At 71.9% G+C, this 13,670-nt stretch carries 11 protein-coding genes; 10 read left to right on the top strand and 1 reads right to left on the bottom strand.

Features of this window, described 5'->3' with window-relative positions:
• Positions 1-54 precede the first annotated feature (54 nt).
• Positions 55-972, top strand: a complete 918-nt coding sequence (locus ABZW18_RS03625; protein ID WP_356181523.1) for a thioesterase family protein — start codon at positions 55-57, stop codon at positions 970-972.
• A 367-nt stretch (positions 973-1,339) separates the two neighbouring features.
• Positions 1,340-2,509: a cysteine desulfurase family protein gene (locus tag ABZW18_RS03620; RefSeq protein WP_356181520.1), complete on the top strand. Its 1,170-nt coding sequence runs from the start codon at positions 1,340-1,342 to the stop codon at positions 2,507-2,509.
• 42 nt (positions 2,510-2,551) lie between these two features.
• Here ABZW18_RS03620 and ABZW18_RS03615 read toward each other — a convergent pair whose 3' ends face one another.
• Positions 2,552-3,226, bottom strand: a complete 675-nt coding sequence (locus ABZW18_RS03615) for an N-acetylmuramoyl-L-alanine amidase (protein ID WP_356181745.1) — start codon at positions 3,224-3,226, stop codon at positions 2,552-2,554.
• Between the two features lie 81 nt (positions 3,227-3,307).
• On the opposite strand from ABZW18_RS03615, the gene mnmA reads away from it, so the two are divergent.
• The 8 genes from mnmA (at position 3,308) to gatA (ending at position 13,624) form a co-directional block, all read left to right on the top strand.
• Positions 3,308-4,489 (top strand): tRNA 2-thiouridine(34) synthase MnmA, encoded by a 1,182-nt coding sequence (gene mnmA, locus ABZW18_RS03610; RefSeq protein ID WP_356181517.1) that lies wholly within the window; start codon positions 3,308-3,310, stop codon positions 4,487-4,489.
• 88 nt (positions 4,490-4,577) lie between these two features.
• Positions 4,578-5,117 (top strand): TIGR00730 family Rossman fold protein, encoded by a 540-nt coding sequence (locus ABZW18_RS03605; protein WP_356181514.1) that lies wholly within the window; start codon positions 4,578-4,580, stop codon positions 5,115-5,117.
• A 14-nt stretch (positions 5,118-5,131) separates the two neighbouring features.
• Positions 5,132-5,821, top strand: coding sequence for an SDR family oxidoreductase (locus tag ABZW18_RS03600; protein WP_356181512.1), 690 nt, complete (start codon positions 5,132-5,134; stop codon positions 5,819-5,821).
• 43 nt (positions 5,822-5,864) lie between these two features.
• Positions 5,865-6,878: a methionine synthase gene (locus ABZW18_RS03595; RefSeq protein WP_356181509.1), complete on the top strand. Its 1,014-nt coding sequence runs from the start codon at positions 5,865-5,867 to the stop codon at positions 6,876-6,878.
• 31 nt (positions 6,879-6,909) lie between these two features.
• Complete coding sequence (gene ligA, locus ABZW18_RS03590; RefSeq protein WP_356181506.1) at positions 6,910-9,093, top strand: NAD-dependent DNA ligase LigA; 2,184 nt, start codon at positions 6,910-6,912, stop codon at positions 9,091-9,093.
• Positions 9,094-9,312: 219 nt separating this feature from the next.
• A complete protein-coding gene (locus ABZW18_RS03585; protein ID WP_356181504.1) occupies positions 9,313-11,466 on the top strand; it encodes a bifunctional diguanylate cyclase/phosphodiesterase in 2,154 nt (717 codons plus the stop codon).
• Between the two features lie 365 nt (positions 11,467-11,831).
• Positions 11,832-12,128 carry an Asp-tRNA(Asn)/Glu-tRNA(Gln) amidotransferase subunit GatC gene (gene gatC / locus ABZW18_RS03580; protein ID WP_356181501.1) on the top strand — a complete coding sequence of 99 codons (297 nt, stop codon included), beginning with the start codon at positions 11,832-11,834 and terminating at the stop codon, positions 12,126-12,128.
• A 2-nt stretch (positions 12,129-12,130) separates the two neighbouring features.
• Positions 12,131-13,624 carry an Asp-tRNA(Asn)/Glu-tRNA(Gln) amidotransferase subunit GatA gene (gene gatA / locus ABZW18_RS03575; RefSeq protein ID WP_356181498.1) on the top strand — a complete coding sequence of 498 codons (1,494 nt, stop codon included), beginning with the start codon at positions 12,131-12,133 and terminating at the stop codon, positions 13,622-13,624.
• Positions 13,625-13,670: the final 46 nt, after the last annotated feature.

The following is a 13,670-nucleotide window of genomic DNA, read 5'->3' as shown; positions in this document are numbered from 1 at the left end:
GGTCACGGAAATCGGCCCTACCCGTCGGTAACTTCTCGGTGTACCGTGCACCTCATGGCACAGGCAACACAGGCAGAAGAGACACCGGCGGCGATCCGGGAGCCGGAGCCGGCCGTGGCGGCAAGCGCTGCCCCGGGAACCATCGGGAACAGCGAGTTCGACCGCGACACGGCCGTCACCCTCCGCGCACCCGGCGTCTACGGCGCAGAGCTGTCCGAGGGCTGGACGATCATCCGCGCTGTCAACGGCGGCTATCTGCTGGCCATGCTCGGCCGCGCGCTGGGCGAGGCGCTGCCGCACCCCGACCCGTTCACCATCACCGCGCACTACCTGACGCCCTCCCGGCCCGGACCGGCCGAGATCCGCACCGGGACCGTACGCACCGGCCGCACCATGTCCACCGGCCAGGCCTCGCTGTTCCAGATCGCCGATGACGGCACCGAGGTCGAGCGCATCCGCGTCCTCGCCTCGTACGGCGACCTCTCGTCGCTCCCCGAGGACATCCGCACCTCGGCCGAGCCGCCCTCGATGCCGCCGTACGAAGACTGCCTCAGCACCAAGGACGCCCCCGAGGGCGCCACTCCCATACCCGGCAGCACCGCGATCACCCAGCGGCTCGACCTCCGGCTCGACCCCGCCACCGCGGGCTGGGCGGTCGGAGCGCCGTCCGGACGCGGCGAGATGCGTGCCTGGTTCGGCCTCGCCGACGGACGCGACGCCGACCCGCTCTCCCTGCTGCTGGCCGTCGACGGACTGCCGCCCACGGCCTTCGATCTGGGACTCACCGGCTGGGTGCCCACCGTCGAACTGACCGCCCACATCCGATGCCGCCCGGCGCCGGGACCGCTGCGCGTCGCGATCACCACCCGCAACCTGGCGGGCGGCTATCTGGAGGAGGACGCGGAGATCTGGGACAGCGAGGACCGTCTGGTGGCACAGTCCCGCCAGCTGGCGCGGGCCCTGCTGGGCTGACGGACCCAGCGATACGGGTTCCCCGCCGGCGATCTGCGCGGCGGGGCGGCCGGGGGAGCGGACGCGTCGATCCTCACACGCCCTTTTGCGCTTCCGCATGTCGCCGCAGGCCGGTACAGGGCGCCGCGGGGCGGGCAGCCGGCGCCGCGGGCAGGCAGCCGGCGCCGCGGGTGGGCGGTCGGCGAGGAAAGACCAGCCCGGACAGCCCCGGGCCGCCGGTAGGCAGTCGGCGTCGGCGGGGGGCGCCCGTCCCGGGCGGCCTTGCGGACCGGGCCCGGTCCGGGGACGCGGCCGGGGCAACCCGCCCCAGCGCGCCCTGGATGCGCCCCGCAGGGCCCGCGCACCTGCTCGTAGAATCGTGGACACCATGGCCTACTTCGATCACGCCGCCACCACTCCGATGCTCCCGGAGGCGGTGCAGGCGATGACCGCCCAGCTCACCGTCACGGGCAACGCCTCCTCGCTGCACGCCGCTGGGCGGCGCGCCCGCCGTACGGTCGAGGAGTCCCGCGAATGCCTCGCCGCCGCGCTCGGCGCGCGCCCCAGCGAGGTGGTCTTCACCGCGGGCGGCACGGAGTCCGACAACCTTGCGGTCAAGGGCCTCTACTGGGCCCGCCGGGCGGCCGACCCGCGGCGCACGCGGGTGCTGGCCAGCCCGGTCGAGCACCATGCCGTGCTGGACGCCGTCGACTGGCTCGCCGAGCACGAGGGCGCGCGGGTGGAGTACCTGCCGGTCGACGCCTGGGGCCGGGTCCACCCGGACGCGCTGCGCGAGGCCATCACCCGGGATCCTTCCGATGTCGCCCTCGCGACCGTGATGTGGGCGAACAACGAGATCGGTACGATCATGCCGGTCCGTGAACTGGCAGCCGTGGCAGGCGAGTTCGACATCCCGCTGCACGCGGACGCGGTGCAGGCCTTCGGCCAGATCCCGGTCGACTTCGGCACGTCCGGCCTCGCCGCCCTGACCGTTTCCGGCCACAAGATCGGCGGCCCGTACGGCATCGGGGCGCTGCTGCTCGGCCGTGAGTACGCGCCGGTGCCGCTGCTGCACGGCGGCGGTCAGGAGCGCCAGGTGCGGTCCGGCACGCTCGACGTGCCCGCAGTCGCGGGCTTCGCCGCGGCCGCCCAGCACGCGGCGGATCACCGCGACGACTTCGCCCGGGAGATCGGCGCACTGCGTGACGAGCTGATCGCGGCGGTCCGTAAGGCCGTCCCCGACGCGATCCTCGGCGGTGACCCGGACCCGGAGGGCCGGCTGCCCGCCAACGCCCACTTCTCCTTCCCCGGCTGCGAGGGCGACTCGCTGCTGCTCCTCCTGGATGCCCAGGGCATCGAGTGTTCGACCGGCTCCGCCTGCACGGCGGGTGTCGCCCAGCCCAGCCATGTGCTGCTCGCCACCGGCACGGACCCCGAACTCGCCCGCGGCACCCTGCGTTTCTCGCTCGGGCACACGTCGACGACGGCGGACGTCGACGCGGTCGCGGGCGCCATCGGCCCGGCCGTGGAGCGGGCGAGGACTGCCGGGCTCAGCTGAGCCGACGGGGTGCCGACGCCCGGCTGATCACTCTCCCGCTGCTCACGCACCGCTGCTCGCGCCCGGGCGCTTGCGCCCCGCCTGCCGGACGAGTTTCAGATAGCGGTCCCAGTCCCAGTGCGGACCCGGGCAGGTGTGGTCGGTGCCCGGCACCTCGATGTGGCCGACGATGTGCTCCCGGTCCTTGGGTATCCCGTACCGGTCGCATATCCCGGACGTGAGCTCCGCCGAGGCGCGGTACATCGTGTCCGTGAGGTACTCGGCGCGGTCGACCCAGCCCTCGTGCTCGATGCCGATGCTCCGCTCGTTGAACTCGCGGTTGCCCGCGTGGAACGCGACGTCCAGCTCCCGGATCATCTGCGCGACATGGCCGTCCCCGGACCGCACCACGTAGTGCGCCGCAGCGCCGTGACCGGGGTCCTGGAAGACCTTGAGGGTGATCGGATAGGTCGCCTGCGGCACATGGATCACGACGCGGTCGATGACGTAGTCGGCCGGCCGGTCCGCGCGCCGCCAATTGGCCTCGGACGCCGGTATCCACTCCGCGCCCGGGTGATCGAGCTCACCTTCCTTGCGCGGCTTGTCGTTGCCGGGTATCCGCCACCACCACCGGGAGAGCTCGTCCGACGCGAGATACCCCGCCGCACCCAGGGCCGCGGCGCCGCCTCCGACCAGCAGGGCACGCCGGCTGATGTGCTGACGGGACTGCTGTTCCATCCGCGCCCCCCGGGGCTTGTCGTTCACCGGTCCGATAACGCCTGCGGCCCCCCGGCCGGTTCCCCTTACCCTGGTAGAGCTATGAACGAATTTCCCGGTGCTCCCTCCCCCGGCCCCCGGCACGGGGGACCCCCTCCCCGCGACGGACGTCGCCTCCGCGTACTCGCCGCGATGTCCGGCGGCGTCGACTCCGCCGTCGCCGCGGCCCGCGCTGCCGCGGCGGGCCACGACGTCACCGGCGTCCACCTCGCGCTCTCCGCCAATCCGCAGTCCTTCCGGACCGGCGCCCGCGGCTGCTGCACCATCGAGGACTCCCACGACGCCCGCCGCGCCGCCGACGTCATCGGCATCCCGTTCTACGTCTGGGATCTCGCCGAGCGTTTCCGCGAGGACGTCGTCGAGGACTTCGTCAACGAGTACGCGTCGGGCCGTACCCCCAACCCCTGCCTGCGCTGCAACGAGAAGATCAAGTTCGCGGCGCTGCTGGACAAGGCCATCGCCCTCGGCTTCGACGCCGTCTGCACCGGCCACTACGCGACCGTCGTGGTGGGCGAGGACGGCAGCCGCGAGCTGCACCGCGCCAGCGACATGGCCAAGGACCAGAGCTATGTCCTCGGCGTGCTCGACGAGCGCCAGCTCGCCCACGCGATGTTCCCGCTCGGCGACACCCTCACCACCAAGGACGAGATCCGCGCCGAGGCGGAGGCCCGTGGCCTCGCCGTCGCGAAGAAGCCGGACAGCCACGACATCTGCTTCATCGCCGACGGCGACACCCAGGGCTTCCTCGAGAAGCGCCTGGGCACCGCCGAGGGCGACATCGTCGACGAGGACGGCACCCGGCTCGGCAGCCACACCGGCGCGTACGGCTACACCATCGGCCAGCGCAAGGGCCTGCGCCTCGGCGTCCCGGCCGCCGACGGGAAGCCGCGCTACGTCCTCGACATCTCCCCGGTGGACAACACGGTCACGGTCGGCCCCTCCGAGGCGCTGGACGTGGACGCCCTGACCGCGATCAAGCCCCGCTGGTGCGGCACCGCCCCCGCGGGCCCCGGCACGTACACCGCGCAGCTGCGCGCCCACGGCGGCGAGACCGAGGTGAGCGCCGAGCTGATCGACGGCTCGGAGCTGCGCGTCACCTTCACCGAGCCCGTACGCGGCGTGGCCCCGGGCCAGGCGGTCGTCCTCTACGACGGCACGCGGGTCGTCGGCTCGGCCACGATCGCGACCACGGAGCGCCGGCCGGCGGCCTCCGCCCGGAGCTGACGGTCCCAACTGCCGTTGCGGTCCCGTACGTGACGGGTGCCGGGGCAGCCTGCGGCCCCGACGCACCCCTCGGCCTACAGTGACGTGCATGAACATCTGCGTCTTCTGCTCCGCCGCCGAGCTCGACGAGCGCTACACCCGGCCGGCCCGCGAATTCGCCGAGTTGATCGGGAAGGGCGGCCACACCCTCGTCTGGGGCGGCTCGAATGTCGGCCTCATGAAGGTGATGGCCGACGGAGTACGGAAGAGCGGCGGCCGACTGGTCGGCGTCTCCGTGGAGTTCCTGCGGGACAGGGCCCGCGCGGACGCAGACGAGATGCTGATCATGAGGGGTCTGGCCGAACGCAAGGCGGAGATGCTCGCTCGGTCCGACGCCGTTGTGATCATGGTGGGCGGCACCGGAACGCTCGACGAGGCCACCGAGATCCTGGAGTTGAAGAAGCACCGGATGCACACCAAGCCGGTGGTGCTGCTCAACGCCGAAGGGTTCTACGACGGCCTCAAGCAGCAGTTCGAGCGGATGGACGAGGAGGGCTTCCTGCCCGTTCCGCTCACCGAGCTGGTCCTCTTCGCCGAGGACGGCACGGGAGCGATGGCCTACCTGGAGGAGGACACCGGCGTGCAGTGATGCAAGCTGGGGGGATGACTGCACATCTGATCACCGGGGCGGGTTCGGGCATCGGCGCGGCCGTCGTCGGGCGGCTGGCCGAGCGGGGCGACGAGCTGTGGCTGCTGGCGCGCGACGCGGGGCGCGCCTCGGAGCTCCGGGCGCGGTTCCCCGGGGCCCGTACGGTCGTCGGAGACCTCGCCGACCCCGAGAAGCTCTCCTGGGCGCTCGGCCACCAGACGCTGCCGGACCGGCTCGACTCCCTGCTGCACATCGCGGGCGTCGTGGACCTCGGCGCAATCGGCGAGCTGACCCCCAGGGCGTGGAACACCCAGCTCGCCGCCAACCTCGTCTCGCCCGCCGAACTGACCCGGCTGCTGCTGCCCCAGCTGCGCCTGTCGCACGGCCATGTGATCTTTGTGAACTCCGGTGCCGGCCTGCGCGCCAACGCCCAGTGGGGCGCGTACGCCGCGAGCAAGCACGGCCTCAAGGCGCTGGCCGACGCGCTGCGCCTGGAGGAGCACGACAACGGGGTACGCGTCACATCCGTCTACCCCGGCCGCACCGCCACCCCGATGCAGGTGAAGGTCCACCAGCAGGAGGGCAAGGAGTACGACGAGTCCCGCTGGATCGACCCCGCGTCGGTGGCCGGCACGATTCTGGCCGCACTGGATCTGCCGCGGGACGCCGAGGTCACCGACGTATCGGTGCGCCCGGGCCTGTGACCGGCCAGGACGTCCGGGAGAGGGGTTCCCGTACGCTTCCGGCGTGAGTACGGAACTGAAGTTCGCGCTGCCCGCGGGCGTCGCCACCGGAGTCGGGTCGATGCCGGGCACGGATGCCCGCGAGACCGCCAAGAGCGTCATCGGGTCCCTGGAAGCCTTCCCCCATCTGCCGGAGCTGCCCGCCCGCGGGCCCGGCGCCGACATGATCGGCCGCACTGCCGGGCTGCTGGTCGAGATGTACGCGCGCGTGGAGCCGAGCGGCTGGCGGTTCGGCGACCGGCCGGGCCGGGACACCCGGCGCGCCTGGTCGTGGATGCGGGAGGACCTCGACGCGGTCGAGGAGTTCGCCCAGGGCCATGAGGGTCTGCTCAAGGTGCAGGCGGTCGGTCCGTGGACCCTCGCGGCCGCGCTGGAGCTGAGGAACGGCGAGGCCGTTCTGTCCGACCCCGGTGCCTGCCGTGACCTGGCGGAATCGCTCGCCGAGGGACTGCGGGGCCACCTCGCGGACGTACGCCGGCGGGTGCCGGGCGCCCGAGTGGCGCTCCAGCTCGACGAGCCGTCGCTCACCGCCGTACTGCGCGGGCAGGTCAAGTCGGCCAGCGGCTACCGGACGCACCGGGCCGTGGACCGCGCCGTGGCCGAGGGCGCGCTGCGGACCGTCCTCGGCGCGGCCGGGGACAGCCCGGTAGTCGTCCACTCGTGCGCGCCCGAGGTGCCCTTCGCACTGCTGCGCCGCACCGGGGTGGCGGGCATCTCGTTCGATTTCGCTCTCCTCACGGAACGTGACGGGGAGCAGATCGGGGAGGCGGTGGAGGAGGGCACGGCGCTCTTCGCCGGAGTGGTGCCCGGCACGGACGCCGCATTGTCGGACCCTGCCGGTAGCGTCATGGGTGTCAGGACGCTGTGGCGCAGGCTGGGGCTGGCGCCGGGGACACTGAGCGAGTCCCTGGTGATCACTCCGGCGTGCGGGCTGGCGGGCGCTTCGCCCGCGTACGCCCGCGCGGCGCTCGCCCACTGCGCCCGGGCGGCGAGATCGCTCGCAGACAACCCTGAGTGACGGCACTCGCGGACAACGGGAGGATGCAACGGTGGCTGGCGAACAGCAGGCAGCAGTGCCCGCGGAGATGCGGGACCAGCACCAGCAGCTGGCTGAGCAGGTCGAGGAGCACCGTTTCCGGTACTACGTGAAGGACGCCCCCGTCGTCAGCGACGCGGAGTTCGACCAGCTGCTGAGGTCGCTGGAGGCGCTGGAGAACGAGTACCCGGAGCTGCGCACTCCGGACTCGCCCACCCAGAAGGTCGCGGGGGCGTACGAGACCGAGTTCACCGCAGTCCAGCACCGCGAGCGGATGCTCAGCCTCGACAACGCCTTCGACGACGCGGAGCTGGAGGGCTGGGCGGACCGGATCGCCCGCGAACTCGGCGGCACCGACTATCACTTCCTGTGCGAGTTGAAGATCGACGGGCTCGCCGTCAACCTCACCTACGAGCACGGACGGCTCACCCGCGCCGCCACCCGCGGCGACGGCCGTACGGGCGAGGACATCACGCCCAACGTCCGTACGATCGCCGACATCCCGGAGCGGCTCCAGGGGGACCGCATCCCCGAGCTGGTGGAGATCCGCGGCGAGGTCTTCTTCCCGATGGAGCGGTTCCTGGAGCTGAACGCCCGTCTGGTGGAGGCCGGGAAGCCGCCGTTCGCCAACCCGCGCAACGCCGCGGCGGGTTCCCTGCGCCAGAAGGACCCCAAGGTCACAGCGACCCGCCCGCTGCACATGGTGGTGCACGGCATCGGGGCCCGCGCGGGCTTCGACATCAGCCGGCTGTCGGAGGCCTACGGGCTGCTGCGCGAGTGGGGCCTGCCGACCTCACAGCACAACAAAGTGGTCAACTCCCTCGAGGAGGTCAGGGAGTTCATCGACTCCTTCTCCGGCGAGGCCCGGCACTCCGTGGAGCACGAGATCGACGGAGTGGTCGTCAAACTGGACGAGATCCCGCTCCAGGGGCGGCTCGGCTCCACTTCGCGGGCGCCGCGCTGGGCGATCGCGTGGAAGTACGCGCCGGAGGAGGTCAACACCAAGCTGGTGGAGATCCGGGTCGGCGTGGGCCGGACGGGCCGGGTGACGCCGTACGCGGTGGTGGAGCCGGTCACGGTGGCGGGCTCCGAGGTCGAGTTCGCGACGCTGCACAACCAGGACGTGGTCAAGGCCAAGGGCGTGCTGATCGGGGACACTGTCGTACTGCGCAAGGCGGGCGACGTGATTCCGGAGATCCTCGGACCGGTGGTGGACCTGCGGGACGGCAGCGAGCGGGAGTTCGTGATGCCGGCCGACTGCCCGGACTGCGGCAGCGCGCTGCGTCCCATGAAGGAGGGCGACGTGGATCTGCGCTGCCCCAACGCCCGTTCCTGTCCGGCGCAGTTGCGGGAGCGGGTCTTCTATCTCGCGGGCCGCAAGTGCCTCGACATCGAGAATTTCGGCTATGTGGTCGCCTCCGCGCTGACCCAGCCCCTGGAGCCGTCCGAGCCTCCGCTGACGGACGAGGGCGATCTGTTCGGCCTGACGGTGGAACGGCTGCTGCCCATCACGTCCTACGTCCTCGACCAGGACACCGGCCTGCCCAAGCGGGACCCGAAGACGGGCGAGAAAAAGGTTGTCACCCTCTTCGCCAACCAGCAGGGCGAGCCGAGGAAGAACACCCTCGCCATGCTGGAGCACATCGAGGCCGCCAAGCAGCGCCCGCTCGCGCGGATCATCACCGGCCTGTCCATCCGCCATGTGGGGCCCGTGGCAGCGGAGGCACTCGCCCGGGAGTTCGGTTCCCTGGACCGGATCGCACAGGCGGACGAGGAGGAGCTGGCAGCCGTGGAAGGCGTCGGCCCCACCATCGCCGCCTCGGTGAAGCACTGGTTCGCCGAGGACTGGCACCGCGAGATCATCGAGAAGTGGCGGGCCGCCGGCGTACGGCTGGAGGAGGAGGGCGGCCAGGAGCGCGGAGCCCGGCCGCTCGACGGGATCACCGTGGTCGTCACCGGAACGCTGGAGTCGTTCACCAGAGATGGCGCGAAAGAGGCGTTGCAGAGCCGCGGAGCGAAGGTGACCGGTTCCGTTTCCAAGAAGACCGGCTTCGTTGTTGTAGGTGACAACCCTGGATCGAAGTACGACAAGGCAGTCCAGTTGAAGGTGCCGGTGCTCGACGAGGACGGCTTTGCCGTGCTGCTCGAGCGAGGTCCCGACGCGGCGCGAGGAGTCGCCGAGGCCCCACCCGAATAGCCGTCAGACCTCACCTGTTCGGCGCATACCAGATGGTTACGGGAGCCTGGGTCGCATTCGGGCAACCGCTGCCGATCGCTGCCCGTAACGGCCTTCTGCAGCCTACTGTTGGGGTGTGCGCCTGCCGTGCACAGCTGCGTGGTGGGAGATCAGACGCAGTGGCATCGGAAGGGATGTCACTGCGTGGCGTGGGCACCGCCGGCTGTGAGAGGGACGGGAATGAAACCGACCGACAGCGACAGCGCCGATCCGGCGTCACGGCTTCGCCGGTTCGCCGCACCCGGACTGCCGGCCGTCACGATCGTTCTGGCCGTCACGGTCCTGGTCAGCGGGATCGTCCGCACGCTCGGCCAGGGCCACGCGGTCTTCCCCGACTCCACTGCCGGCTGGGGGCTGGCCGTCCTCACCGGAGTGATCGTCGGTCATCTGGTCGCCCTCGGCCGCGGCCGCTGGTGCGGCGGCACAGGCTCAGGGGCGGCCCTCACCCTCGCCACCCTGCTGCTCTACGGCTGGGTGCCGGCCCTACTGGTGAGCCTGGCCGTCGTGGTCCTGGTGGGCGCCGCCCGTCGGCACCGCTGGCGGAAGGGGGTGCTGCACGGAGCCGTGGACATCCTCGGGATCGGCTCGGCCGGCCTGATCCTCGCCGCCTTCGGCACGGTGCCCTCCGTCGAGCAGCCCTGGGAGCCCCGGACCTGGGATCTCATGGTCGTGCCCGTGGTCGGGCTCACGGCCTTCGGCTACCTCGCCGTCACCCGCTCCCTGCTCTGGTACACGATGTCGCCACGCAGCGGCGGGCTGCCGACCGTCGCCCGAACGGCCCTGGCCCGGCAGGCTCTCGTAGGAGTTGCGCTTCTCGGCATCGCCCCCCTCGTCTGCGTGGTGGCGATGAGCATGCCGCTGCTGCTGCCACTTTTCGCCGTACCGCTGATCGCCCTCGACTCCACCCTCTGGATCGCCCGGGCCCGTGCCGAGGAGCAGCTCCGCGACCCGCTCACGGGTCTGCCGAACCGTCAGTGGCTGCTGGAGCGCACCTGGGCCGCGCTGGACCATGCCGAGCGGATCGGCGCGCGGTCGGCGCTGGTTCTCATCGACCTCGACCGGTTCCGGTCGGTGAATGACACCCTCGGACATCTGGCCGGCGACCGGCTGCTGCTGCAGATCGCCGAGCGGCTGCGGCTCGCGCTGCCCCGCGGAGCGGAGGCCGCCCGCCTCGGCGGCGACGAGTTCGCCGTGCTCCTGCCCACCGCCGACTCCACGACCAGCGCACAGCGCGCCGCCCGTCAGCTCGTCGCCACCCTTGGCTCCCCGCTCGACCTCGACGGGCTCACCCTCGTCCTGGAGGCCAGCGCCGGGGTCGCCGTCTTCCCCGACCACGCGCTGGACGCCGAAGGGCTGCTGCGCCGCGCGGACGTGGCGATGTACCAGGCCAAGCGGGACCGCAGCGGCGTCGAGGTGTACGAGGCGAAGCGGGACGGCAACACCCCGGACCGGCTCGGCCTGTTGGGGGACCTTCGCCGGGCCCTCGACGCGGGCGACGTCGAACTGCACTACCAGCCCAAGGTGGGCTTCGACGGCCAGGTCGTCGGACTCGAGGCGCTGGTGCGCTGGGTGCACCCCGAGCGCGGCCGGGTCAGCCCCGATGAGTTCATCGCCATCGCCGAGTCCTCCGGACTGATGCCCCACCTCACCGAGTACGTCCTGGAGACGGCTCTGAGCCAGGTCGCCAAGTGGCGCGCCTCCGGTCTCGAGGTGCCGGTCGCCGTGAACGTCTCGCCGCGCGATGTGCACTCCCCCGGCTTCGCCGGTGCCGTCGCGGCCCGGCTCGCCCGGCACGGCGTGCCGCCCGGCGCGCTCCAGCTGGAGATAACGGAGCATGTGCTGCTGGAGGACCCGCAGCGGGCCGCCGACACCCTGGCCGGGCTCACCGGTCACGGGGTGAAGATGTCCCTGGACGACTTCGGCACCGGCTACTCCTCGCTCGTCCATCTGCGGCGGCTGCCGGTCAGCGAGCTCAAGATCGACCGGTCCTTCGTGGCCCGGCTCGCGATCGACAACGAGGACGCGGAGATCGTCCGCTGCACCGTGGACCTCGCGCACTCGCTCGGCTTGCTGGTCGTAGCCGAGGGCGTCGAGGACGACGAGACCTGGGAGCGGCTGCGTGACCTCGGCTGCGACGCGGTGCAGGGCTGGCTGGTCGCGGCCGCGATGCCGCCGGACGAGACCACAGCCTGGCTGCGGCTGCGCGGCAAGCACGGCTGGCAGCGCGCCATCTGTGCCGCCGGCGAGACCGAGCGCGAGCCCGAGTCGGAGCCCGAACCAGAACGCTCCGCCGTCCAGAAGGCCGACCGTCCCTCGGGCCAGCCGGTGAAGTGAAACACCGACCCGCCCGGCCGGTCCCCTCGGGCCGGCCGGTGGAGCGACCACCGGCCCCGGCGCCCCCGGGCCGGGCCCCGGGGCTTCACCTGTGGCGCGAGCGGCGACGTCCCCTGCGATACGAGGTCTTCGAGCCGGAGGGGGAATGGAAAGGAAGGCCCGGCGGGTGCTGCGGGCGCCGCTCTGTCCCCTCGCGTGGGCGTCCGTGCCAGGGGCCGGGCGGTGGCGGGGCGGGCGGCTCGCGGGGCCTGGCGCGCGGCCCGCGCCGCGCTCCCACAGCCGGAGGCGTAACCGTTTCGCTCCGGGGGCAGCCGCCGCCATAGGATTGGGCCAAAACCTACTCACTCACCCTTGAGGATCGCTGCATGCCTGGCATCACGCGCGAGGAGGTCGCCCACCTCGCCCGGCTGTCACGTCTGGAGCTGAAGGACGAAGAGCTCGACCACTTCGCCGAACAGCTCGACGTGATCATCGGCGCGTTCGCCCGCGTTTCCGATGTGGCCGACGAGGACGTACCGCCGACCTCCCACCCGCTGCCGCTGACCAATGTCATGCGGGCTGACGACGTCCGTCCGTCACTGACCCCGGCGCAGGCGCTGTCCGGCGCCCCGGCGCAGGAACAGCAGCGTTTCAAGGTGCCGCAGATCCTGGGGGAGGAGTGATCATGACCGATCCCACCAGGCTCACGGCCGCCGAGACCGCTGAGAAGGTTGCCTCTGGCGAGCTGACCGCAGTCGCCGTCACCGAGGCACACCTGGCCCGAATCGACGCCGTCGACGAGAAGGTGCACGCCTTCCTGCACGTCGACCGCGAGGGCGCGCTGGCCCAGGCCCGCGCCGTCGACGAGAAGCGGGCCCGGGGCGAGAAGCTCGGCCCGCTCGCAGGAGTCCCGCTCGCGCTGAAGGACATCTTCACCACCGAGGGCATCCCGACGACCGTCGGTTCCAAGATCCTCGAGGGCTGGATCCCGCCGTACGACGCGACGGTCACCCAGCGGCTCAAGGGCGCGGACGTCATCATCCTCGGCAAGACCAACATGGACGAGTTCGCCATGGGGTCGTCCACTGAGAACAGCGCCTACGGCCCCACCGGCAACCCCTGGGAACTCACCCGTATCCCGGGCGGCTCCGGCGGCGGCTCCTCGGCGGCGCTCGCCTCGTACCAGGCGCCGCTCGCCATCGGCACCGACACCGGCGGCTCGATCCGCCAGCCCGCCGCCGTCACCGGCACGGTCGGCGTCAAGCCGACCTACGGCGGAGTGTCCCGTTTCGGCATGGTCGCCTTCTCGTCCTCCCTGGACCAGGGCGGACCGTGCGCCCGTACGGTGCTGGACGCGGCCCTGCTCCACGAGGTGATCGCCGGGCACGACCCGCTCGACTCCACCTCCATCGACGCCCCCGTCCCGCCGGTCGTCGAGGCCGCCCGCAACGGCGACGTCAAGGGCATGCGGATCGGCGTCGTCAAGGAGTTCGGCGGCGAGGGCTACCAGGCCGGCGTCATGCAGCGGTTCAACGAGTCCGTGGAGCTGCTGCGCGAACTGGGCGCCGACGTCGTCGAGATCTCCTGTCCCTCCTTCGACAAGGCGCTCGCCGCGTACTACCTGATCGCACCCTCCGAGTGCTCCTCCAACCTCGCCCGGTTCGACGCCATGCGCTACGGCCTGCGGGTCGGCGACGACGGCACCCGGTCCGCCGAGGACGTCACCGCCCTGACCCGCGCGGCGGGCTTCGGCCCCGAGGTCAAGCGGCGCATCATGCTCGGCACGTACGCGCTCAGCTCCGGCTACTACGACGCGTACTACGGCTCCGCGCAGAAGGTCCGCACACTCATCACCCGCGACTTCGCGCGCGCCTTCGAGCAGGTCGACGTGCTCATCTCGCCGACCACCCCGACCACCGCGTTCCCGATCGGCGAGCGGGCCGACGACCCGATGGCGATGTACCTCGCCGACCTGTGCACCATCCCGGCCAACCTGGCCGGCAACGCCGCGATGTCGCTGCCCTGCGGCCTCGCGCCGGAGGACGGCCTCCCGGTCGGACTGCAGATCATCGCCCCCGCGCTGGCCGACGACCGGCTCTACCGGGTGGGTGCCGCGGTCGAGGCCGCGTTCACGGCACGCTGGGGGCACCCGCTGCTAGAGGAGGCACCGTCGCTGTGAACGTGAACGTCATGGTGAGCGACGCACACGCGGCCGCCGGGCCGCG

It is taken from the genome of Streptomyces sp. NPDC004647 (assembly GCF_040609575.1).
Taxonomy (GTDB): Bacteria; Actinomycetota; Actinomycetes; order Streptomycetales; family Streptomycetaceae; genus Streptomyces.
Note: the sequence above shows the minus strand (reverse complement) of the source record. Positions and strands in the feature narration are given on the sequence as shown.

What these genes read in the sequence shown, in the direction of transcription:
- ABZW18_RS03625 (WP_356181523.1), top strand. Translation starts at nt 55, where the DNA reads ATGGCACAGGCAACACAGGCAGAAGAGACACCGGCGGCGATCCGGGAG.
- ABZW18_RS03620 (WP_356181520.1), top strand. Translation starts at nt 1,340, where the DNA reads ATGGCCTACTTCGATCACGCCGCCACCACTCCGATGCTCCCGGAGGCG.
- ABZW18_RS03615 (WP_356181745.1), bottom strand. Translation starts at nt 3,226, where the DNA reads ATGGAACAGCAGTCCCGTCAGCACATCAGCCGGCGTGCCCTGCTGGTC.
- mnmA (WP_356181517.1), top strand. Translation starts at nt 3,308, where the DNA reads ATGAACGAATTTCCCGGTGCTCCCTCCCCCGGCCCCCGGCACGGGGGA.
- ABZW18_RS03605 (WP_356181514.1), top strand. Translation starts at nt 4,578, where the DNA reads ATGAACATCTGCGTCTTCTGCTCCGCCGCCGAGCTCGACGAGCGCTAC.
- ABZW18_RS03600 (WP_356181512.1), top strand. Translation starts at nt 5,132, where the DNA reads ATGACTGCACATCTGATCACCGGGGCGGGTTCGGGCATCGGCGCGGCC.
- ABZW18_RS03585 (WP_356181504.1), top strand. Translation starts at nt 9,313, where the DNA reads ATGAAACCGACCGACAGCGACAGCGCCGATCCGGCGTCACGGCTTCGC.
- gatC (WP_356181501.1), top strand. Translation starts at nt 11,832, where the DNA reads ATGCCTGGCATCACGCGCGAGGAGGTCGCCCACCTCGCCCGGCTGTCA.
- gatA (WP_356181498.1), top strand. Translation starts at nt 12,131, where the DNA reads ATGACCGATCCCACCAGGCTCACGGCCGCCGAGACCGCTGAGAAGGTT.